This is a genomic window from Flavobacterium bernardetii (assembly GCF_011305415.1).
Classification (GTDB): Bacteria; Bacteroidota; Bacteroidia; order Flavobacteriales; family Flavobacteriaceae; genus Flavobacterium; species Flavobacterium bernardetii.
In genome coordinates this window covers 928,391-949,167 of sequence record NZ_JAANOQ010000001.1, presented here as the reverse complement: position 1 = coordinate 949,167, position 20,777 = coordinate 928,391, and the positions used below count along the sequence as shown (strand labels likewise).

22 protein-coding genes are annotated in these 20,777 nt (G+C 30.0%); 14 read left to right on the top strand and 8 right to left on the bottom strand.

What is annotated here, in order from left to right:
* Window positions 1–7: 7 nt before the first annotated feature.
* From G6N05_RS04645 to G6N05_RS04585, 13 genes are all read left to right on the top strand, one after another.
* The gene (locus G6N05_RS04645; protein ID WP_166125374.1) at window positions 8–1,132 is read left to right on the top strand and encodes an efflux RND transporter periplasmic adaptor subunit; all 1,125 of its coding nucleotides are present in this window, start codon (window positions 8–10) and stop codon (window positions 1,130–1,132) included.
* A 77-nt stretch (window positions 1,133–1,209) separates the two neighbouring features.
* Window positions 1,210–1,713, top strand: a complete 504-nt coding sequence (locus tag G6N05_RS04640) for a hypothetical protein (protein ID WP_166125373.1) — start codon at window positions 1,210–1,212, stop codon at window positions 1,711–1,713.
* Window positions 1,714–1,952: 239 nt separating this feature from the next.
* Window positions 1,953–2,810, top strand: a complete 858-nt coding sequence (hisG, locus tag G6N05_RS04635) for an ATP phosphoribosyltransferase (protein WP_166125372.1) — start codon at window positions 1,953–1,955, stop codon at window positions 2,808–2,810.
* A gap of 44 nt (window positions 2,811–2,854) precedes the next feature.
* Window positions 2,855–4,138, top strand: a complete 1,284-nt coding sequence (hisD, locus tag G6N05_RS04630; RefSeq protein ID WP_166125371.1) for a histidinol dehydrogenase — start codon at window positions 2,855–2,857, stop codon at window positions 4,136–4,138.
* 15 nt (window positions 4,139–4,153) lie between these two features.
* On the top strand, window positions 4,154–5,215 hold the full coding sequence (gene hisC / locus G6N05_RS04625; protein WP_225875124.1) for a histidinol-phosphate transaminase: 1,062 nt from the start codon (window positions 4,154–4,156) through the stop codon (window positions 5,213–5,215).
* A complete protein-coding gene (gene hisB, locus G6N05_RS04620) occupies window positions 5,215–6,351 on the top strand; it encodes a bifunctional histidinol-phosphatase/imidazoleglycerol-phosphate dehydratase HisB (protein WP_166125370.1) in 1,137 nt (378 codons plus the stop codon). Before hisC ends, hisB begins: the two co-directional genes overlap by 1 nt.
* Before the next feature lie 73 nt (window positions 6,352–6,424).
* Entirely contained in the window at window positions 6,425–7,006 is a 582-nt protein-coding gene (gene hisH / locus G6N05_RS04615; protein ID WP_166125369.1) for an imidazole glycerol phosphate synthase subunit HisH, read from the top strand.
* Between the two features lie 16 nt (window positions 7,007–7,022).
* Window positions 7,023–7,778: a 1-(5-phosphoribosyl)-5-[(5-phosphoribosylamino)methylideneamino]imidazole-4-carboxamide isomerase gene (locus tag G6N05_RS04610; protein WP_166125447.1), complete on the top strand. Its 756-nt coding sequence runs from the start codon at window positions 7,023–7,025 to the stop codon at window positions 7,776–7,778.
* Window position 7,779: 1 nt separating this feature from the next.
* Window positions 7,780–8,535, top strand: a complete 756-nt coding sequence (hisF, locus tag G6N05_RS04605) for an imidazole glycerol phosphate synthase subunit HisF (RefSeq protein WP_166125368.1) — start codon at window positions 7,780–7,782, stop codon at window positions 8,533–8,535.
* Between the two features lie 118 nt (window positions 8,536–8,653).
* A complete protein-coding gene (hisIE, locus tag G6N05_RS04600; RefSeq protein ID WP_166125367.1) occupies window positions 8,654–9,250 on the top strand; it encodes a bifunctional phosphoribosyl-AMP cyclohydrolase/phosphoribosyl-ATP diphosphatase HisIE in 597 nt (198 codons plus the stop codon).
* 105 nt (window positions 9,251–9,355) lie between these two features.
* Window positions 9,356–9,751, top strand: a complete 396-nt coding sequence (locus G6N05_RS04595) for an acyl-CoA thioesterase (protein WP_166125366.1) — start codon at window positions 9,356–9,358, stop codon at window positions 9,749–9,751.
* A 94-nt stretch (window positions 9,752–9,845) separates the two neighbouring features.
* Complete coding sequence (locus G6N05_RS04590) at window positions 9,846–10,862, top strand: dipeptide epimerase (RefSeq protein WP_166125365.1); 1,017 nt, start codon at window positions 9,846–9,848, stop codon at window positions 10,860–10,862.
* Between the two features lie 111 nt (window positions 10,863–10,973).
* Window positions 10,974–11,639, top strand: a complete 666-nt coding sequence (locus G6N05_RS04585) for a DUF2461 domain-containing protein (protein WP_166125364.1) — start codon at window positions 10,974–10,976, stop codon at window positions 11,637–11,639.
* On the opposite strand, the gene G6N05_RS04580 is transcribed toward G6N05_RS04585, so the two are convergent.
* Complete coding sequence (locus tag G6N05_RS04580; protein ID WP_166125363.1) at window positions 11,636–12,652, bottom strand: T9SS type A sorting domain-containing protein; 1,017 nt, start codon at window positions 12,650–12,652, stop codon at window positions 11,636–11,638. The two genes, G6N05_RS04585 and G6N05_RS04580, sit on opposite strands and share 4 nt — an antisense overlap.
* A 708-nt stretch (window positions 12,653–13,360) precedes the next feature.
* Window positions 13,361–15,526, bottom strand: coding sequence for an endonuclease MutS2 (locus tag G6N05_RS04575; protein WP_166125362.1), 2,166 nt, complete (start codon window positions 15,524–15,526; stop codon window positions 13,361–13,363).
* 67 nt (window positions 15,527–15,593) lie between these two features.
* On the opposite strand from G6N05_RS04575, the gene G6N05_RS04570 reads away from it, so the two are divergent.
* Complete coding sequence (locus G6N05_RS04570) at window positions 15,594–16,265, top strand: uracil-DNA glycosylase (RefSeq protein WP_166125361.1); 672 nt, start codon at window positions 15,594–15,596, stop codon at window positions 16,263–16,265.
* Here G6N05_RS04570 and G6N05_RS04565 read toward each other — a convergent pair.
* From G6N05_RS04565 to G6N05_RS04540, 6 genes are all read right to left on the bottom strand, one after another.
* The gene (locus G6N05_RS04565) at window positions 16,237–17,205 is read right to left on the bottom strand and encodes a transglutaminase (RefSeq protein WP_166125360.1); all 969 of its coding nucleotides are present in this window, start codon (window positions 17,203–17,205) and stop codon (window positions 16,237–16,239) included. The genes G6N05_RS04570 and G6N05_RS04565 overlap by 29 nt on opposite strands.
* 81 nt (window positions 17,206–17,286) lie before the next feature.
* Entirely contained in the window at window positions 17,287–18,138 is an 852-nt protein-coding gene (locus G6N05_RS04560) for a substrate-binding domain-containing protein (protein ID WP_166125359.1), read from the bottom strand.
* Window positions 18,139–18,189: 51 nt separating this feature from the next.
* The gene (locus G6N05_RS04555; RefSeq protein WP_166125358.1) at window positions 18,190–19,194 is read right to left on the bottom strand and encodes a GNAT family N-acetyltransferase; all 1,005 of its coding nucleotides are present in this window, start codon (window positions 19,192–19,194) and stop codon (window positions 18,190–18,192) included.
* A 30-nt stretch (window positions 19,195–19,224) separates the two neighbouring features.
* On the bottom strand, window positions 19,225–19,758 hold the full coding sequence (locus G6N05_RS04550) for a GNAT family N-acetyltransferase (protein WP_166125357.1): 534 nt from the start codon (window positions 19,756–19,758) through the stop codon (window positions 19,225–19,227).
* A gap of 59 nt (window positions 19,759–19,817) precedes the next feature.
* Entirely contained in the window at window positions 19,818–20,234 is a 417-nt protein-coding gene (locus G6N05_RS04545) for a hypothetical protein (RefSeq protein ID WP_166125356.1), read from the bottom strand.
* 67 nt (window positions 20,235–20,301) lie between these two features.
* Window positions 20,302–20,679, bottom strand: coding sequence for a VOC family protein (locus G6N05_RS04540; protein WP_166125355.1), 378 nt, complete (start codon window positions 20,677–20,679; stop codon window positions 20,302–20,304).
* Window positions 20,680–20,777 lie beyond the last annotated feature (98 nt).

The window sequence follows — 20,777 nt, the reverse complement described above, 5'->3', positions numbered from 1 at the left end:
GAAACAAATGAAAAATATATATTTAGTACTGATTTTGGCTTTAACCATAGCTTGTCAGTCGAAAAAAGAAGAAACAGCAACAGAAACTGCTGTTAAAGAAAATGTAGTGGAATTGACTAAAAATCAATTAGATAATTCGAAAATTAAAATCGGAAATTTAACAAATACTTCACTTTCAAGTACGATAAAAGTAAACGGTAAAATTACTTTAGCACCAAATGCAATGGCAAGTGTAAGTATGCCACTTGGTGGATATATTAAAACTATAAAAGTCATGCCTGGAATGGTAATTGGAAAAGGGCAAATTTTGGCGGTTATTGAAGACCAATCTTATGTGCAAATTCAACAAGATTATTTAACTACGAAACAGCAATTGGCTTATGCTTCAAAAGATTTTGCTCGTCAAAAAGAACTAAATTCCTCACAAGCCGTTAGTGAAAAGAATTTCCAATTGGCTGAAAGTGAATTCGCCAAACAAAGAATCACGTTAAAATCATTAGAAGAAAAATTGAAGTTAATTCATATCAATCCGACTTCATTAACTGCGAATACGATTTCAAAATCGGTAAATATTTATGCGCCAATTTCTGGAATGATTACTAAAATTGATGTAAACATTGGAAAATATGTGAATGCAACAGACATGTTATTTCAAATTATGGACAACCAAAGTATGTATGCGAAATTAAACGTATTTGAAAAAGATGCTGCTAATTTAGCCATCGGACAGAAGATTAAAGTCTATACAAATACACAACCAGATGTTTTTTACGAAACTAAAATTGAGTTTGTAAACAAAAGTTATTCCGATGAAAATGCCATTGAAGTGTATGCGAAAATTTCTAATACAACTAAAAAACTAATTCCTGGAAATTACATAAACGCTAGTATTCAAATAGATAATAACAATGCGTTTGTTTTAAGTAATGATGCGATTATAGATTTTGAAGATAAGAAATTCGTATTCGTACAAGATGCAAACAAAAATTCTTTCTCCATGCAAGAAGTTCAAATAGGAATTGTAACTGATAAAGTTTCAGAAATTAGAAATTATGAAACCTTACAAAACAAAAATGTAGTTATTAGTGATGCGTATACTTTGTTAATGGTTTTGAAGAATAAAGAAGAATAAATAATTTGAAAAAAAACAGATTTGTTACAATTACTTAATATATTTATACGGACAAGAACTTATAAAAACTAAATATCATGAACGACGCGCATTTACACATGGTAGTAAACCATTTTCCTATTATTGGATTATTTTTTGGATTATTAATTCTTTTATTCGGAATTATTAGGAACAATGGAACATTAAAATCAACCGCTTATATCATTTTTATTTTCTGTATGATTATGGGAAAAGTCTCTATGATGACAGGTGACAAAGCCGAACATGCTGTTGAAGAAATGGCAGGTTTTTCTCATGATTATATTCACGAACACGAAGAAGCGGCTGAACTTTTTATGAAACCGCTTTATGTTTTAGGTATAGTTTCTATTTTCGGATTTGTAACTGTTGCAAAAAAACGTAGCAGTGAAAAAATTGTTTCTATTTGTGCGCTATTAATTGCAGCAATTTGTCTATTTCTGTCTAAAGATGTTGGAACAACTGGTGGGGAAATCCGTCATACAGAAATTAGAGAAAACACTAGTAATAGTAATGCTTCGGAAGGAAATGCTGAGACTGAAACTACTGAAGATAAAGATTAAACAAATTATAAATTTTAAAAATAATTTGTTTAATTGAAATTAATCACATTATATTTGCACATTAATAAAACAAAAATGTTTACAAACTCTTTACATCATATCCATCATTTTTCCCACGCTCAAGCGAGGTAATTTTGATATGTGTGTAAAACAAATATAAATTACAAACCCGTTTGAGTCAAATCAAGCGGGTTTTTTTTATTCCTTCTCTTTTGGCTCAAACTCAATTTTAAAACAAAATGAGTAAATTAAAAATCGCCATTCAAAAATCAGGTAGATTAAATGAAGAAAGCATTCAATTGCTTAAAGACTGCGGAATTTCTATTTATAATGGAAACGATCAACTTCGTGTAACCGCATCCAATTTTCCTTTAGAAGTTTATTTTCTAAGAAATTCAGACATTCCTCAATATTTAATTGATGGTGTGGTAGATATTGCCATCGTTGGTGATAATTTACTTGTCGAAAAAGGAAAAAACATTCAAATTGCAGAAAAATTAGGCTTTTCAAAATGTAAAGTTTCTGTTGCAGTTCCTAAAAACTTCACGTATAATTCCATTCAAGATTTAAACGGATTACGAGTTGCAACTTCTTATCCAAATACTGTAAATCAATTTTGTGCCAAAAATGGAATTGAAGTGGATATTCACCAAATTTCTGGTTCAGTTGAAATTGCACCAAACATCGGACTTTCAGATGCTATCGTAGATATTGTTTCAAGTGGAAGTACGCTTTTCAAAAATGGTTTAAAAGAAGTAGAAGTCATTTGTTGGAGTGAAGCTGTTTTAGCGGTTTCTCCTTTAATTTCTGAAGAAACTAAATCCATTTTAAATAAATTACAATTCCGAATCCAAGCGGTTTTACGTTCTAAACAATCGAAATATATTTTAATGAATGTTCCTAATTCTAATATAGAAAAAGTTTCAAATATTTTACCAGTATTAAAAAGTCCAACTGTTGTACCTTTAGGAGAAAGCGGTTGGAGTAGTGTGCAATCCGTTATTGATGAAGAACAATTTTGGGATGTATTAGACAAACTTAAAGAAGCTGGCGCAGAAGGTATTTTAATTTGTCCAATCGAAAAAATGGTATTATAAATTATAAAAAAATCATTGCGCTCTTTGCGGTTAAATCAAACAAAATGAAAAAAATAAACAACCCAACAAGAAATACTTGGTCAGAAATTTTAAAACGACCAACACAATCCTTTGCTGATATTGAGGAAACGGTAAAAGGAATTTTTAAAGAAATCCAACAAAAAGGTGATGTAGCTGTACAAAAATATACGTCTTTATTTGATGGAAGCACTTCAGTAAATAGTTTAGTTACTAAAGAAGAAATGGAAGAAGCAAATGCTTTAGTTTCTAAAGAATTAAAAATGGCAATTGAATTAGCAAAAAACAATATTTTCAAATTCCACGAAGCGCAAAAATCACAAAAAATTGAAGTTGAAACGACTGAAGGTGTATTTTGTTGGCAAGAAAAACGTCCAATTCAAAAAGTTGGATTATACATTCCTGGTGGTTCTGCGCCTTTGTTTTCAACGGTTTTAATGTTAGCTATTCCTGCTAAAATTGCAGGTTGTACTGAAATTATTTTATGTTCGCCGCCAAATAAACAAGGAAAAATTAATCCAGCTATTTTATATGCAGCCAATTTGTGTGGTGTAACTAAAATTTTCAAAGTTGGTGGAATTCAAGCCATCGGAGCAATGACTTTCGGAACAGAAACCATTCCTCAAGTGTATAAAATATTCGGACCAGGAAATCAATTTGTAACCGTTGCCAAACAAGTTGCTACGCAATTTGGAGTGGGAATTGATATGCCAGCCGGACCAAGTGAATTGTTGGTTTATGCAGATGTAACGTGTGTTCCAAGCTTCGTAGCATCCGATTTATTGAGTCAAGCGGAACATGGATCGGATAGTCAAGTCGTTTTAGTTACGACAAATAAAGAAGTTTTAGAAGCGGTTGAAAAAGAAGTGTATTTGCAATTAGAAAAATTACCGCGTAAGGAAATCGCCGCTCAAGCTATTGAAAAATCGAAATTAATTTTAATAGAAAACGAACAGTTAGCTTTAGAATTAATCAACGAGTATGCTCCAGAACATTTTATTATTTGTTCTAAAAACGAAGAATTCTTCATTAACGGAATTCAAAACGCAGGTTCTGTTTTTATTGGAAACTTTACTCCAGAAAGTGCTGGAGATTACGCTTCAGGAACCAATCATACTTTACCAACAAATGGTTTTGCTAAAACCTACAGCGGTGTGAATTTAGATAGTTTTATGAAGTCGATGACCTTTCAGAAAATCACAGAAAAAGGCATTCAGAATATTGGAAAAAGTATTGAAATAATGGCGGAAGCCGAAGGTTTACAAGCGCACAAAAATGCAGTAACACTAAGATTGAATAAAGTAAATTAATATATTATTCTGACAATGGAAAAGTATTTAAAAGAAACGAAAATGGATTTAGATAAATTAATCAGAGATAACATAAAAACCATGCAATCTTATTCTTCTGCTCGTGATGAGTTTCAAGATGCTGAAGAAAAAATGATTTATTTAGATGCGAATGAAAATCCAAATGAAAATGGTATCAATCGCTATCCAGATACACAGCAAAAATCGGTTAAAAAATTGCTTTCTGAAATTAAAAAAGTATCAAAAAATCAAATTTTATTAGGTAATGGAAGCGATGAAGTATTAGATTTATTATTTCGTGCATTTTGTGAACCTAATAAAGATAATGTAATCACGTTGCCACCAACTTACGGAATGTATGGCGTGTTAGCGAATTTGAATGCTATAGAAAATAAAGAAGTTTTACTTAATGATGAGTTTGAACCGAATGTAGAACAAATTTTATCTGAAGTTAACGAAAATACAAAAATCATTTTTCTATGTTCACCCAACAATCCAACTGGAAATTCAATTTCAGATGAAAGTATCGTAACTTTACTTAAGAACTTCAATGGTTTAGTAGTTTTAGATGAAGCATATATTGATTTTTCTTCGAAAGAAAGTTGGCTAACTGAAATTAACGATTATCCTAATTTAGTCATTTTTCAAACCTTGTCAAAAGCATATGGAATGGCTGGAATTCGATTGGGAATTTTATATGCATCAATAGAAATTATTGCGGTTTTAAATAAAATTAAACCACCTTATAATGTAAATATTTTAACTCAAAATAAAGCGTTAGAAAAGTTAGAAAACACGAAAAAAATATTTAAACAAGTATCTGGTATTCAAATAGAAAAAGAGTTTTTATTTAAACAGTTACTTCAGGTTAAATTTATTGAAAAAGTATATCCTTCTGATGCTAATTTTATTTTGATAAAAGTAGATAATGCGAATAAAAGATATCAGCAATTATTAGAAAATGGTATTGTAATTAGAAACAGAACTACTCAACCATTATGTGAAAATTGTTTGCGAATTACTATCGGAACATCAGCTGAAAATTTAAAATTAATCAACACCTTAAAAGTATTATAATGGCAAAGAAAGTATTATTTATCGACCGAGATGGAACTATGATCAAAGAAGTTTCCGATTACCAAATTGATGCTTTTGATAAAATGTATTTCTATCCAAAATGCTTGTCGTTTTTAGGTAAAATTGCCAAAGAATTAGAGTATGAATTGGTTTTAGTTACCAATCAAGACGGATTAGGAACGGATATTTTTCCAGAAAGTACGTTTTGGCCAGTGCACAATTTTATTATGAAAACGTTTGAAGGTGAAGGCGTGTTTTTCTCAGAGGAATGCATCGATAAAAGTTTTCCAGCTGAAAATTCTCCAAACAGAAAACCAAGAACCGGAATGCTAACCAAATATTTTTCAGAAGACTACGATTTAATAAACTCTTTCGTAATTGGCGACAGATTAACAGACGTAGAATTAGCTAAAAACTTAGGTTCAAAAGCCATTTTTATCAATGATAATACCAATTTAGGAACCGCTGAAATTTCTCTTAATGAAACACAAATTGCAGAAACAATTGCCTTTGAAACAAACGATTGGGAAAAAATATACGAATTCTTAAAATTAGAAAACCGTTCGGCTTCAATTATCAGAAAAACGAATGAAACTGATATTTCTATTGCTGTCAATTTAGATGGAACTGGAAAAAGTAATATTAACACAGGTTTGCATTTCTTCGATCACATGTTAGACCAAATCGCACGTCACGGCCAAATGGATTTAGATATTCAAGTGAAAGGCGATTTACAAGTCGATGAACACCACACTATTGAAGATACTGCGATTGCTTTAGGAGAAGTTTTCGCCAAAGCTTTAGGAAATAAATTAGGAATAGAACGTTACGGTTTTTACTTGCCAATGGACGATTGTTTAGCCCAAGTTGCTATTGATTTTGGTGGAAGAAACTGGTTGGTTTGGGAAGCCGATTTCAAACGTGAAATGATTGGTCAAATGCCAACAGAAATGTTTTATCACTTTTTCAAATCGTTCACTGATGGTGCCAAAGCCAATTTAAACATCAAAGCTGAAGGAACCAACGAACATCATAAAATTGAAGTCATTTTTAAAGCTTTCGCAAAAGCCATAAAAGTAGCTGTTAAAAGAGATGTGGAGAAAATGATTTTGCCAAGTACAAAAGGAATGCTTTAAATTTTGTTTCAAGTTTCAAGTTATTTTTTGTTTAAAGTTAACTTGAAACCTGAAACCTGAAACCAAAAAAACAATGAAGATAGTAATTATAGATTACGGCGCTGGAAACATACAAAGTATTCAATTTGCCATAAAAAGATTAGGTTTTGAAGCTATTTTGTCTAAAAATCCAATCGAAATTCAACAAGCGGATAAAGTGATTTTCCCTGGTGTTGGCGAGGCGAGTAGTGCGATGAAAATGCTTGTAGAAAGTGGTTTAGATCAACTTATTCCAACATTAACACAACCGGTTTTAGGAATTTGTTTGGGCATGCAATTGATGTGTAATTCTTCTGAAGAAGGAAATACTAAGGGTTTAGGAATTTTTGATGTGAATGTTGTTAAATTTTCATCAGCTGTAAAAGTGCCACAAATGGGTTGGAATACGATTTACAATTTGAAGTCGAAATTATTTGAAAATATAGAAGAAAACGAATTCATGTATTTAGTACATAGTTTTTATGTTCCGAATTCAGATTTAGCGATTGCGAATACAAATTATGAGCTAGAATATGCTTCAGCTTTACAAAATAACAATTTTTATGGAGTACAATTTCATCCTGAAAAAAGCGGAAAATGGGGCGAAAAAATAGTAGATAACTTTTTGAATTTATAAAATGAACAATAATAAAATAAGAATTATTCCAGCAATTGATATCATTGATGGAAAATGTGTGCGATTATCAAAAGGAAATTTTAATACAAAAATTATCTATAACGATAATCCACTTGATGTCGCGAAATCTTTCGAAGATCACGGAATTGAATATTTACACTTGATTGATTTAGATGGTGCTAAAACAGGTAAAATTGTGAATCATAAAGTTTTAGAAACTATTGCTACTAAAACTAATCTAAAAATTGATTTTGGAGGTGGAATTAAAACTAGCGGTGATGTGAAAATCGCCTTTAATTCAGGAGCAAACCAAATTACAGGCGGAAGTATTGCCGTTAAAGATGCTGAAAAATTTATAAAATGGATTGAAAGATTCGGTGCAGAAAAAATGATTTTAGGTGCCGATTTTAATCCGTATGAAACAGGAGCAAAAATTGCAATTTCAGGATGGAAAAAAGAATCTCAAGAAGATTTATTGCCATTTATATTCAATTATTTGCAAAACAAAATTAGTTATGTGGTTTGTACAGATATCAGTAAAGACGGTATGTTAACAGGACCAAGTTTTGACGTTTATAAACAAATTTTGGAACACTGTAATACAGAAGAAAACACAAATCATATCAAATTAATCGCTTCTGGTGGAATTTCAGAATTTGACGAAATCCCTAAATTAGCCGAATTAGGTTGCGAAGGTGTAATTATCGGAAAAGCGATTTATGAAGATCGAATTTCGTTAAAACAGCTTGAAAACTATATAATTTCTAAATAATATGCTGACAAAAAGAATCATTCCTTGCTTGGATATTAAAAACGGAAGAACGGTAAAAGGAGTAAATTTTATAGATTTAATTGATGCTGGAAATCCTGTAGAATTAGCTAAAAAATATTCGGAAACTGGCGCTGATGAATTGGTTTTTCTAGATATTTCAGCAACGGAAGAACGAAGAAGTACGTTACTAAATTTAGTTCGAGAAGTTGCGGAAGCCATAAATATTCCATTTACGGTTGGAGGCGGAATTAATTCTGTTGAAGATGTTGAAAATTTACTTAAAAACGGAGCAGATAAAGTTTCTATAAATTCATCAGCAGTCAAAAACCCCGATTTAATTAATCAATTGGCGCAAAAATTTGGGAGTCAATGTGTAGCGGTTGCAATCGATGCCAAACGTATTGACGGAATTTGGAAAGTGCATTTGGTTGGTGGAAAACAAGCTACAGATATTAATTTATTCGATTGGGCTGTAGAAGTTGCGAATCGTGGAGCAGGTGAAATTTTATTCACTTCAATGGAAAATGACGGAACCAAAGACGGATTCGCCAATGAAGCTTTACATACGATTTCACAATTAGTAAATATTCCAATTATTGCTTCTGGTGGTGCTGGAAATATGCAGGATTTTGTAGATGCTTTCGAAAAAGGAAATGCGGATGCCGCTTTAGCAGCCAGTGTGTTTCACTTCGGAGAAATAGAAATTACAGAATTAAAACAATTTTTGAAAAAACAGAATATAGAAGTAAGAATATAGTTAACAACACAGATTAAAGAAATTATAAAAATTTTAAAAATTTCTCCAATCTGCGTTTAAAAAATCAGCATAAAACAAAAAAAAACTTAGCGACTTAGCGCCTTTGTGGCAAATTATTATGAATATAGACTTTACTAAAAACAACGGATTAATTCCTGCGATCATACAAGATAATGAAACTAAAACGGTTTTAATGTTGGGTTATATGAATCAGGAAGCTTTAGATACGACATTAGAAACTCAGAAAGTGACCTTTTTCAGTCGTTCTAAAAACAGATTATGGACAAAAGGCGAGGAAAGTGGTAACTTTTTAAACCTAGTATCAATTAAAAACGATTGCGATAACGATACATTGTTAATTCAAGTCAATCCAGTTGGACCAACATGTCACAAAGGTTCAGATACGTGTTGGCAAGAAGAAAACAATTCGAGTTATAGCTTTCTTTCAAAACTAGAAAACACGATTCAAGAACGAAAAGAAAACGCGACTTCAGAAAAAAGTTATGTAGCATCTTTATTCGAAAAAGGAATGAATAAAATTGCTCAGAAAGTTGGTGAAGAAGCCGTAGAAGTTGTTATTGAAGCTAAAGATAATAACGATGATTTATTCTTATCTGAAAGCGCCGATTTATTGTTTCATTACCTTATTTTACTGCAAGCCAAAGGTTTTAAATTAAATGATGTGGTGGAAGTTTTGAAAAGTAGAGAGAAATAAAAAGTTGGCAGTTTTCAGTTTTTAGTGTTCCATTTTTTTTATATTTACATAACAATTTAACACAAAACCTTTTAAACTCTTAACCTTCAAACTTTTAAACTAAAGATGAGATTTCATACTAGAAAATGGGTAAAACCCGAAGATTTAAACGCAAACGGAACCTTATTTGGAGGCCAATTACTAGCTTGGATTGATGAAGAAGCGGCGTTGTATTCCATCGTACAATTGGAAAATCCGAAAGTGGTTACGAAATACATGAGTGAAATCAACTTCATGAGCGCAGCCAAACAAGGCGATATTATTGAAATTGGTATTGATGTAGTGAAATTCGGAAATTCTTCATTAGTATTAAAATGTGTGGTTCGAAATATGATGACACGTGAAAAAATCATCACGATTGATAATATTACGATGGTAAATTTAGACGAAGAAGGAAAGTCAAAACCACACGGAAAAACACAAATTGAATTTATTGAAGATCGATTAGGAGGTTCTAAATAATATTTTTAGTAACGTCAGTTCGAGTGTTTTTGTGAAGTGAAACGAAACAAAAATGTATCGAGAATCTTTTTCTCTAAGTTTAAATTCTAACAAAATGCAAGTAAAACTTCATCATTACGACTTAAAATTAAAACACAATTTTAAAATTTCTCGTTTATCGTTTGATATAAAACCCACGTTAATTGTAGAATTAATTAGCGATGGGATTTCTGGTTTTGGAGAAGCAACAGAAAATGCGTATTACGAATTAGATAAACACAAAATTGCATCTGATATTACTGAAATCATTCCAATAATTGAAAAATCAGGGAATCTTTCTCCGGATGAATTCTGGAACATTTTAAATCCACTTTTAACTCATAATCGATTCGCTTTATGTGCTTTGGATATTGCTTTCCACGATTTATTTGCTCGAAAAAAAGGCAAAAAATTATACGAATTATGGAATTTAGATATTTCAAATAATCCATTAACAAATTATACGATTGGAATTTCTACCATTGATGAAATGGTTTCAAAAATGAAGGAAATGCCTTGGCCGATTTATAAAATCAAACTAGGAACTCCCAACGATATTGAAATTGTAAAAGTGTTACGAAAAGAAACCAACGCCATTTTCCGTGTCGATGCCAATTGCGGTTGGACAGTCGAAGAAACCGTAAAAAATGCTATTATTTTAAAAGATTTAGGTGTAGAATTTATCGAACAACCATTAAAAGCGGATGATTATTTAGGTCACGCTGAAGTGTTTAAACATTCCGTTTTACCCATAATTGCAGATGAAAGCTGTATTGAAGAAGAAGATGTTTTAAAATGTCACAACTATTTTCACGGTGTCAACATCAAATTAATGAAATGCGGTGGAATTACACCAGCTTTACGAATGATTGCACAAGCTAAATCTCTTGGATTGAAAACAATGGTCGGCTGTATGACCGAATCAACTATCGGAATTTCTGCGATTGCACATCTGTTACCTTTTTTAGATTATGTAGATATGGACGGCGCTTTATTATTGGAAAAAGATATCGCAACCGGAATTTCTATTGATTTTGGAAAAACGATTTATAGTTTGGAAAACGGAACAGGAGCGAGATTAATTAGCCAATAAATCAATGAGACAATTAGCCAATTAGGTTGATGTGTCAATTAAATAATCTGTGTAAATCAGTGAAATCTGTGTTTAAAATACTATTTTTATAATTCAAATATACTTAAAAACATGCTAACAAACTCAACCTTTGAATTTTTAGACTTACTGACAAAAAATAACAACCGCGATTGGTTTACCGAAAATAAAAAACGCTTTGAAGCCGAAAATAACTTAGCAAAAGCTTTTTTTACAGAAGTATTTTCAGAATTAGAAAAAATCGATAGTTTAGAAAAAATGCAAGTGTTCAGAATTTATAGAGATGTACGTTTTTCTAAAGATAAATTACCTTATAAAAATCATTTTTCTGTTGGGTTTTCTAGAACTAAGCCTATGCTTCGTGGCGGAATGTATTTGCATATTGAAAACGACGCCAGCTTTGTTGGTGGCGGATTTTGGGAACCTAACAACGAAGATTTATTACGAATCCGTAAAGAATTAGAATTAGACGCTTCCGATTTGAGAGAAATTATCGCTGATGATTCTTTCAAAAAAATCTTCGGAACTTTACAAGGTGAAGAATTAAAAACCGCTCCAAAAAACTTTGATAAAACACATCCAAATATTGATTTGATTAGAAAAAAACAATATTTATTGACGAGAAAATTTACAAACAAAGAAGTTTTATCACCAAATTTTAAAGAAGAAGTAATCGCCACTTTTGCTGCGATGCGACCATTTTTCAATTATATGAGTGATGTGTTGACTACCGATTTAAATGGGGAAAGTTTGTATTAGTTTTTTTCAAAACGAGTTATAGAATTCTTAATTTTTAAAATATAAGCGCCAGCTTGTAACTGAGTAACATTTATGTGATTAGTCTCAAATTTTCCTTTTAATACTTCTTTTCCAGTTGTGTCAAAAATTTGAAATTCTTCTAAAATTTCATCTGTTAATATATTTAATAATTCTGTAGTAGGATTTGGATAAATGGTATACGTTTTTTTTTGATTTGTTGGTATTCCTAATGTTGAAATTGGAATACTAGAAACTTGTCCACCAACAGTTGAAATAAAATAAATTGTATCATTATAAATAGTTATTCCATTTGGCCAAGAACTTGAAGTTAGTGAAACAAAGTTTATGAATTGATTACTATTTAAATCGTAATATGAAATTTTATCTGATTGACTTTCACATAAATAACAAATATTATTTTCGATTACAATTCCAGAGACATAATTTAAATTTTGTAAAATTATATTCAAACTATTATTTATAAGATTTATTTTATATAGTTTATTTGTAGTATTTGATGTAAAATATAAGTCATCTCCTTGAAGATTAAAATAATTAGGCTTATAACCAGTTAAATAGTCAGTTTTAATATCATTTGATAAGTTTATTTTAACAATTTTTGAATCTACATACTGACCAACATATAAAAAGTTGTTTTTAATGACCATTGGGCCATAAATGTCTGTGACTTCAATTGGAGTAGTGTCAGTAGCTAATAAATTTATTTTATAAATATGACTTGTTTGCTCTGTGGCGATAAATAAATCATTATTATGTAATAATAATTGCGTTGGATTACTTGTTAAAACTCTAAAAACTTCTGGAGATTGTGAGCTATTTCCAGTTACAGGGTATTTATAAATTGTTTTATTCGAAAAAGAACTAAAATAAATATTGTTTTCAAAAACTACTAAATTAGTAATCCCGTTATTTAATCCACTAAGTAAATTAGTTACTTGTGAATTTCCAATTGTAAAACAAAATAATAATAATGTTAAAAATTTAATTTTCATAAATACTTGATTTAAAGTTAATTTTAAAATTTTGAAAAAATTAGTATAACCATTTACTAGAAATTTTTTTCGAAAAATTATTTTGTTTTTAATACTTGAAATTCAATCCCAAAACATATAGTAATTATTTTTTCTTAATTCAAAAATAGAAGTGAATACAACTACAAATAAATACAAAAAAACATGTGTTGCTTATTTAAAACAAACGTATTTAATTGTAAATCAATGATTAAGATTTATATAAAAGCCATTAATATTGGAATAATTAATATTATCATTTAAAAAAATCCTTTGCAGGAAAATTCATACTACGATATTTGATCAAAATTGAGAACTATTGTTTTCTTTACGTATTATAGTCTTTCTCTTCGGTATTATAAAATTAATGAATCCGCATATTTTAATATTAGCTAAGTGTCAGTAAACTAATAAAGATAGTGCAGTTCAATAATTAAATATTCATAAGCTGTTTTCATCTTCTGCAAATAATTTAAATTTATATATAAAAGTAAATTAACAAGATTTGGAGGGTTTCTATTCGTAATGAATATATCTTGTTTTTCAGATGAATGAGACTATTAAGCAATTAATAAAAAATGAATTTACAAAAAAAATTATAATTCCTGTATGAATTTATAAAAAAAAAGTTTTATTTATAAAGTTTAAGACGAAATAAATAGATAAACTAAATAGTTGAAGTATAACAAATTACAACGGCTGTACATATTCCAAATCGTCCAAATTCGCTTTCGACATGAAAACGCCATAGTTCACAGAAACTTTGTTTTTCTCAATTTTTTCTATGGTTCCGATGGCTTTTCCATCTTTCATTCGAACTCGATCTCCAACTTTTAAAACCACAAGAGGTTTTTCTGGAACCAATTTGGCCTTAATTTTCTTTTCTTTTTTCTCGATGCGAATTTCTTCTACCTTAACTTTGACTTCTTCAATTACTTGTTTTTCAACAACTTCTTTGATTTTTTTCTCTTTAGCAGATATTTTTTTACGTTTCGAATTTTCAATTTCAACGACTTTCAAAAAATCACCAATTAAAGTCTTTTTATCTTTATTATTGAAATATTTCTCCGCAATATCATCAATTTTTTGACCCATGTAAATCAAACGCTGATTGGCATCATACAATTCCTGATAACGTTCTAATTTATCTTGAATTTTACTATTGATAGATTCCATTTTCTTGCTTTCTTCACGCGCTTTGGTTTCTTCTTCTTTCAAGGAAACAGAAGTTTTTTCCATTTTAGAACGCTCTTTTTGTAAAGTAGCAATCGTTTTATCAAAACGTACTTTTGTACCTTCAATTTTCTTTTTCGCACGATTAATTAATCCGTACGGAATTCCATTTTTCTGTGCGACTTCAAACGTAAACGAACTTCCTGGCTGACCCAAATGCAATTTATACATTGGTTCCAAAGATTTTTCATCGAATAGCATGTTGGCATTACTAGCAAAAGGCAATTCGTTAGCTAAGATTTTTAAATTCGTATAATGAGTTGTAATAATTCCGTAAGCTTCTCTGTCGTAAAATTCTTCTAAGAAAATTTCCGCTAAAGCACCACCTAATTCTGGATCGGAACCTGTACCAAATTCGTCAATTAAAAATAAGGTTTTATCGTTACATTTTTTCAAGAAATAATTCATATTCTTCAAACGATAACTATACGTACTCAAATGATTTTCAATAGATTGATTGTCGCCAATATCTGTTAAAATTCTATCAAATAAAAAGGTTTCACTTCGTTCATGAACCGGAATTAGCATTCCACATTGCAACATCAATTGTAATAAACCAATGGTTTTTAAGGAAATGGTTTTTCCACCAGCATTTGGTCCAGATATCACAATAATTCTGTTATTACTTTCTAATTCAATGGTTTGCGGGAAAGTGGGTTTGTTTTCGGCTTTGTTATTTAAAAGCAGGATAGGATGGAAGGCTTCTCTAAAAAACAAACGCTTTTCATCATTAATTTTTGGAAGAATTCCGTTAATTCTATTTGCATATTTCGCTTTTGCGGCAATCACATCAATATCGGAAAGGAAATCTTGATATTGTGCAATTAAGTTCGCATAAGGTCTGATTGTAGCAGAAAGTACGCGTAAAATTCGCATAATTTCTTCTCTTTCTTCAAACTCTAAATTGTTTAATTCTCGAGAATAAGTTAAAGTTGTTTCTGGTTCGATATACGCAATACTTCCTGTTTTAGAATTTCCTAAAATAGAACCTTTGACTTTCTTTCGATACATCGCTTGAACCGCTAAAACTCTACGATTATCTACAACAGTTTCCTTAATATCATCCAAATAACCTAAAGAATTAAAGTGCGATAAAGCCATTCCAAAACTCTGGTTGATTTTACCGCGAACTACATTAATACTTCTTCGGATATTGACTAAATCAGGAGATGCATCGTCTTTAATTTCACCATATTTATTGACGATTTCTTCAATAGATTTCGTAATAAAAGGTGTAAACTCAATTTCAGCTGATTTCTGAAATAATTCGGGATAATATTCCTTGAATTTCTTTAAAAACTTCAAGTATTCATTGGTAGATTTACTTAAATCTAATATTTTTTTAATCGCAGCTAATTCTAGAAAACTATCTTCAATCGCTAGTAATTTCAAGTCACTAGTTACCGTTTCGAAACCATGATTAGGTAAAGCGTTATTATTCGTAAAAGAAGAAACATATTCATTCGTATAAGCCAATTCTGAAAACAAGATTTCTTTGCTTTTGAAGGGCTGAATTTGAAGTGCTTTTTCCATTCCAATTTCTGTATTGCATCGGTCAGAAATGGTTTGTAAAATGGTATGAAATTCTAAATCTTTTAGTGTTTTATCGGTAATTGAAATCATTCTTTAATTCTAGTATATTCGCAAAGTTACAAAAGATAAAGTTTTTATATTTGTAAAAACTATAAATATGCTCGATAAAGATATTGATTTTTCTTGGAAACCATTTTTTGAAATAGAAACTCAAAAAGATTATTTTTTAAAATTAATGCAAGACGTTGAAAATGAATATAATACTTCTGTTTGTTTTCCGCCAAAAGAATTGATATTTCATGCTTTTTCAACATGCAAGTTAGATCATTTAAAAGTGGTTATTATTGGTCAAGATCCATATCATGGAGAAGGTGAGGCGAATGGTTTGTGTTTTTCGGTAAATGATGGTGTGAAAATCCCGCCTTCCTTAAAGAATATTTTTGCGGAAATTAATTCCGATTTTGATTCGATATTTTTACCAACAAACGGAAATTTAGAACGTTGGGCTGCACAAGGAATTTTACTTTTAAATGCAGGTTTAACCGTTAGAAAAGACGAAGCGAATAGTCATAAACACTTAAAGTGGAACTTGTTTACAGACGATGTAATTAATTACATTTCAGAAAATTATGAAAATGTTGTTTTTATGCTTTGGGGAAGTTTTGCACATAAAAAAGGTTTGAAAATTAATAGAGAAAAGCATTTGGTTTTAGAATCTGGACATCCATCTCCATTGAGCGCCAATAGAGGATTTTGGTTTGGGAACAAACATTTTAGTCAAGCCAATGACTATTTAAAAACTATTGGAAAAACCCAGATTGACTGGTAAGTTCAGGTTCTTGTAAATCTAAAATACTTAAAACTTCTTCACCTAAAAATGGTCCACCTGGATATCGTGCTGTATAATCTAAATTCAGCCAAATTTTTCCTCTTTCATCGCGATGAAAATAAATGGTTTTGTGTTTAGATTGTTTTGGAAATAACTCACTACTAATTAAATAGGTAGCAATTTCCAAGTCTTTTGCAGTTCCAATTAATAATTCGGGATACATATGTTTTCCTGTGTGAATCAATCGCATACTTCCTCCAATAGATTTAATCGCTGAACACATTAAAATAGCATGATCGTCGCAATCTCCAGAAAAATAAAGTAAACTTTCACTTCCGCTAGCAAAATATTCTTGACCTTTTGGATCGTTTACATAATTCCAACGCGCATTTATTTCTTTAAAAACGGCAAAATATTGAATTAATTTTCGATTCGCCACATAATTTGGAGTTTTTGTAAAATGCTTGTTGATAGCAAATAGAGCAAAATTTCTGACTTTCGAATTTAAAAAATCGACACTTTCATAAACTCTAGTTTTGTTTGGAAAGGGTTTCAATGTTTTTTGCTCTAAAACTGCTTCTTCTTTTTGCATTTGGTCGCTTAAGAAAATAATTTTATAGGCATTTATGACTTGAAAAAGCGTGTAGTTTCCTTGTGTAGAAGCAATTAAGAAGATTATAACATAAAGTGAAATGGAATATGCTATTTTCTTTCTGAATACTTTTAAGATAAAAACAAACAGTGATAGTAAAACTAAAAAAATTAAGATTTTATCAATTGGGATTTCTGCATCGAAATAAAAAATATTTTTTCTAAAATAGATGAAGATGGGAATGCAAATTAAAAAAGCTAAAGTTATAATACTGACATTTTCTCTGAGCTTATTTGCTGTAAGCCAAACGGAAATTTTATCGAAAAGAGATTTCAGAGAAAATGTCATTTTTTTATAACGAGAATTCGAATTTTTTATTGAATTCAAAAGTAGTTAAAATTTGTGCCAGAACTTAACTTGATTGCTTTTTTATGCTTTTTTTACGATTTGAGTAAATTCTGCTTTTTTTGAAATGATATTTAACTCGGAAAGTTTATTTTGAACTTTATCGAAAGTTTTCTCGTCTAAATTTTTCTGACTCCATTGTGTTTGCGTCAACCATTGCTGAATATCCTCTGATTTTTGGTTGTATCTCGTCGCTAAAGTTCTGTCGATACTTGGAATTTGTTTGAATTCTTCTGTTGTAGCGTTTATAATATCTAAAATCAACGCAACAACCGATTTATTTTCAGCTAAAAACTCATTTCTAACTGCAATAACAAAGCAAGGCCAAGGCGTTGGACATTCGCCAACACGTTTAAAAGTTCCATTATCGACTAAAGGTTTTGTAGTATATTTTTCCCACATGAAATAATCTGATTTTCCTTCTGATAAACTAGAAATCGCGCCATCTAAGTTGTTCACTATTTCAAATTGAATTTCGTTGGTTACCCAATCATTTTTTTGTGCATTAACAATACTCATCAAATGGGAACCAGAACCAAAACGACTAATAGCAGAAATTTTATTTTCTAAATCGGAAATAGTAGTATAATTAGCTTTTTCATCAACGTGAATTCCCCAAATTAAAGGCGATTTCACATAAACTTGCACTATTGAACTGTGTGGGTTTTCGGTTAAATCTTTAATAATTCCTTCGGTTAAAATAACGGCGATATCTGTTTCGTTATCACGAAGCATTTGACACATTTTACCCGTTCCTTCTGGAACATCTGTCCATTGTAAATCGATTCCGGCTTCATGGAATTCACCGTTTTCAATACACATTTGCCATGGTAAGTTGAAATGTTCTGGTACACCTGCTATTTTTACTAGTTTCATTTTTAGTTTAAGAGTTAGAAGTTTAAAAGGTTAAATGGTTTTGTGAATAGATTATTTTGAAAGCTTTTGAATACAATTTTCTCTAATTGCCCAAATTTCTTCAAAAGTTTTATTTTGATTGGTTTCAATAATCCAATTTTTTAAATATTCTTTGTGATAATTAACTTTATATTCTGCAACTTGTATTGGTTCTATTTCGATTTCTTCTAAAATATCATTTTCAATTTTATCATAAAAAGATTCTGAAGTGGTAACATCTAAAGGTATTCCATCAACTTTTAAATAACAATGTGCTTCTGGAAGGAAATCAATTTGTTTTTCAGATAGTAATGGAAATATTTTTGATGTATTTTCTTCATTCATCTTAAATATTCCGATGTATAATTTCACATTTGAAATATTGTTTTCGTTAGCAAAATCTTTTAAAAACGCATGTTTTGAACTACAAGTTCCTTTGTTTTCAGAAATAACTAACGAAAAATCATGACGATTTGCGTTTCTGCCGTATGGGATTTGTTTTACTCTTTCAATTAAATTCTCAAATTCTCTTTCGTTTTTTATTTTGAAAATTACTCCTTCTTGATTCTCAAAGTTAAAATCATCTTTTAATATCATTCCAATCTTTTCAAGAACTTTAATTGAACCGATATTTTCTTTCATTGCTCTTCCAACAATTCTTTGGATTCCTAATTTGTTAAAACCAAAGTCAATACATTTTCGTGCAGTTTCAGTAGCAAAACCCATATTCCAATACTTTTTATAAAAACGAAATCCAATATCGAATTCATCTTTATCTTGATCATATTTGAGCCCACACCAACCAATAAATTTTAAACTTTTTTTGTCAATTACTGCAAGTCGACCGACACCATATTTTTCAAATTGGTCATATTCATCAAGAAATTTTTTAGCAGATTCTATATTTTTAAATGGTTGATCACCAGTATATTTCAAAACATCTGGGTCAAGGTTAAGTAAATAAAAATCTTCTGCGTCAGTACTTGTAAGGTTTCGCAAAATGGTTCTTTCAGTTTCTATGTAAAACGTTTCAATCATAACATTAATTAATTGACTCTTTACTAATTTCTATAAAAAGGGGTTTTTCATTTGCCACCATTTCCAATTGATGCCATCTTCTGCAGTATATTCTTCCATAAATTGCATGCCATATTTTTCTAAAACATGATTGGAAGCGCCATTTTCAGCATGTGTGTAAGCATGCATTGTTTCAATTTTCATTTCGTTGAAACCATGATCAAACCAAGCTTTGGTAGCTTCAGATGCAAAACCTTTATTCCAAAATTTTTCGTTTAAACGATAGCCGTAATCATAAAAATTAGTATTCCCATTTTCAACATGATCGTTCACAAATTTAATGCCAGTCCAGCCAATTAATTCTCCAGTTTCTTTTAAAATCGTAGAAAATCTTCCGATTCCTCTTTCTTCATATTGTTTTTGAACCATTTCAATAGAAGCATACACTTCATCAATACTTTCCACAGGTTTTAACCATAAGTATTTGTGAACATTCGGGTTTTTGTCCATATCAAACAATTCTTCTGCATCTGATTTTTCAAATGGTCGAAGGATTAGGCGTGGGGTTTCTATAATTAAATTCATATTTTGGTACGCTGATTAAACGGATTCACAAAAGCGAAAACGCTGATTTATTTCATTTTTTAAGGTAAATAATCTCGGTGAAAACTCGTTGTTAAAATTACAATTAATTCAAAAAATCTTCCCATTTGCATTAAAAATAAAACTATTAAAAAGGAAACTATTTTTATTTGAATTTTAGGTATCAATAAGATCAAAGGAAAAAAACAATGAAAAACTAACATTAAGATATAGAATATTCCATATTTACCTGTCATTCTTTCATAATTAAAATTTTCATTAATAATATAAAGTGCAAAATCAAAAACACCAATGAAAATTAAAATAAAAGCAAATATTTTCAGGTATTCATATTCAATTAAGTTCTTTTTAAAAATTGAAATTATTGATAATACAAGAAAAATAAAAAAGGTATTAAATAGAAATATTCCTATTAGTTCATTGTATGTTTCAAAGATTGATTCCACTTTAAAATTCATAATTGTTTTTTAAACACAGATTTGAGAAATTTTAAAAATTAGAATAATTTCTTTAATCCGTATAGTTTTATTTTGCTTTTAAATTCGATATAACAATTCTATAGCCATCTGGATCTAAAATCATTTTCCCATTAGTATTCCAATATGGATTTTTAGATGCAATAAAATTGATGTTATTTTTAGAAATGTTTTCAATCAGTACATTATATTCTACTATGGTTTCAGGATAAAATACTAATATATCATCTTCATTAAAATTGAATGCAACGATTTCATCAGTTTGTGTGAATTCTAAATGCCAATCTAAGATTTGTTTTCCAAGAAAAATTCCATCATAGTTATTATGATTTTCAAAACTTCCTAGAACTTCAAAACCTAAAATAGTGGTATAAAATAGTTTAAGTTTATCTAAATCGTTGGTATGTCTGGCAAAGCGAAATTTCATATTTTGGTACGCGGATTAAACGGATTCGCTAAAGCGAAACGCTAATTTTACTGATTTTAATTAATTTTTTTACCTACTTTTATTAAATCGGAAAACTA

Bases quoted from the DNA above. Each gene is read 5' to 3' on its own strand.
- G6N05_RS04645 (WP_166125374.1), top strand. From the start codon at position 8: ATGAAAAATATATATTTAGTACTGATTTTGGCTTTAACCATAGCTTGT.
- G6N05_RS04640 (WP_166125373.1), top strand. From the start codon at position 1,210: ATGAACGACGCGCATTTACACATGGTAGTAAACCATTTTCCTATTATT.
- hisG (WP_166125372.1), top strand. From the start codon at position 1,953: ATGAGTAAATTAAAAATCGCCATTCAAAAATCAGGTAGATTAAATGAA.
- hisD (WP_166125371.1), top strand. From the start codon at position 2,855: ATGAAAAAAATAAACAACCCAACAAGAAATACTTGGTCAGAAATTTTA.
- hisC (WP_225875124.1), top strand. From the start codon at position 4,154: ATGGAAAAGTATTTAAAAGAAACGAAAATGGATTTAGATAAATTAATC.
- hisB (WP_166125370.1), top strand. From the start codon at position 5,215: ATGGCAAAGAAAGTATTATTTATCGACCGAGATGGAACTATGATCAAA.
- hisH (WP_166125369.1), top strand. From the start codon at position 6,425: ATGAAGATAGTAATTATAGATTACGGCGCTGGAAACATACAAAGTATT.
- hisF (WP_166125368.1), top strand. From the start codon at position 7,780: ATGCTGACAAAAAGAATCATTCCTTGCTTGGATATTAAAAACGGAAGA.
- hisIE (WP_166125367.1), top strand. From the start codon at position 8,654: ATGAATATAGACTTTACTAAAAACAACGGATTAATTCCTGCGATCATA.
- G6N05_RS04595 (WP_166125366.1), top strand. From the start codon at position 9,356: ATGAGATTTCATACTAGAAAATGGGTAAAACCCGAAGATTTAAACGCA.
- G6N05_RS04590 (WP_166125365.1), top strand. From the start codon at position 9,846: ATGCAAGTAAAACTTCATCATTACGACTTAAAATTAAAACACAATTTT.
- G6N05_RS04585 (WP_166125364.1), top strand. From the start codon at position 10,974: ATGCTAACAAACTCAACCTTTGAATTTTTAGACTTACTGACAAAAAAT.
- G6N05_RS04580 (WP_166125363.1), bottom strand. From the start codon at position 12,652: ATGAAAATTAAATTTTTAACATTATTATTATTTTGTTTTACAATTGGA.
- G6N05_RS04575 (WP_166125362.1), bottom strand. From the start codon at position 15,526: ATGATTTCAATTACCGATAAAACACTAAAAGATTTAGAATTTCATACC.
- G6N05_RS04570 (WP_166125361.1), top strand. From the start codon at position 15,594: ATGCTCGATAAAGATATTGATTTTTCTTGGAAACCATTTTTTGAAATA.
- G6N05_RS04565 (WP_166125360.1), bottom strand. From the start codon at position 17,205: ATGACATTTTCTCTGAAATCTCTTTTCGATAAAATTTCCGTTTGGCTT.
- G6N05_RS04560 (WP_166125359.1), bottom strand. From the start codon at position 18,138: ATGAAACTAGTAAAAATAGCAGGTGTACCAGAACATTTCAACTTACCA.
- G6N05_RS04555 (WP_166125358.1), bottom strand. From the start codon at position 19,194: ATGATTGAAACGTTTTACATAGAAACTGAAAGAACCATTTTGCGAAAC.
- G6N05_RS04550 (WP_166125357.1), bottom strand. From the start codon at position 19,758: ATGAATTTAATTATAGAAACCCCACGCCTAATCCTTCGACCATTTGAA.
- G6N05_RS04545 (WP_166125356.1), bottom strand. From the start codon at position 20,234: ATGAATTTTAAAGTGGAATCAATCTTTGAAACATACAATGAACTAATA.
- G6N05_RS04540 (WP_166125355.1), bottom strand. From the start codon at position 20,679: ATGAAATTTCGCTTTGCCAGACATACCAACGATTTAGATAAACTTAAA.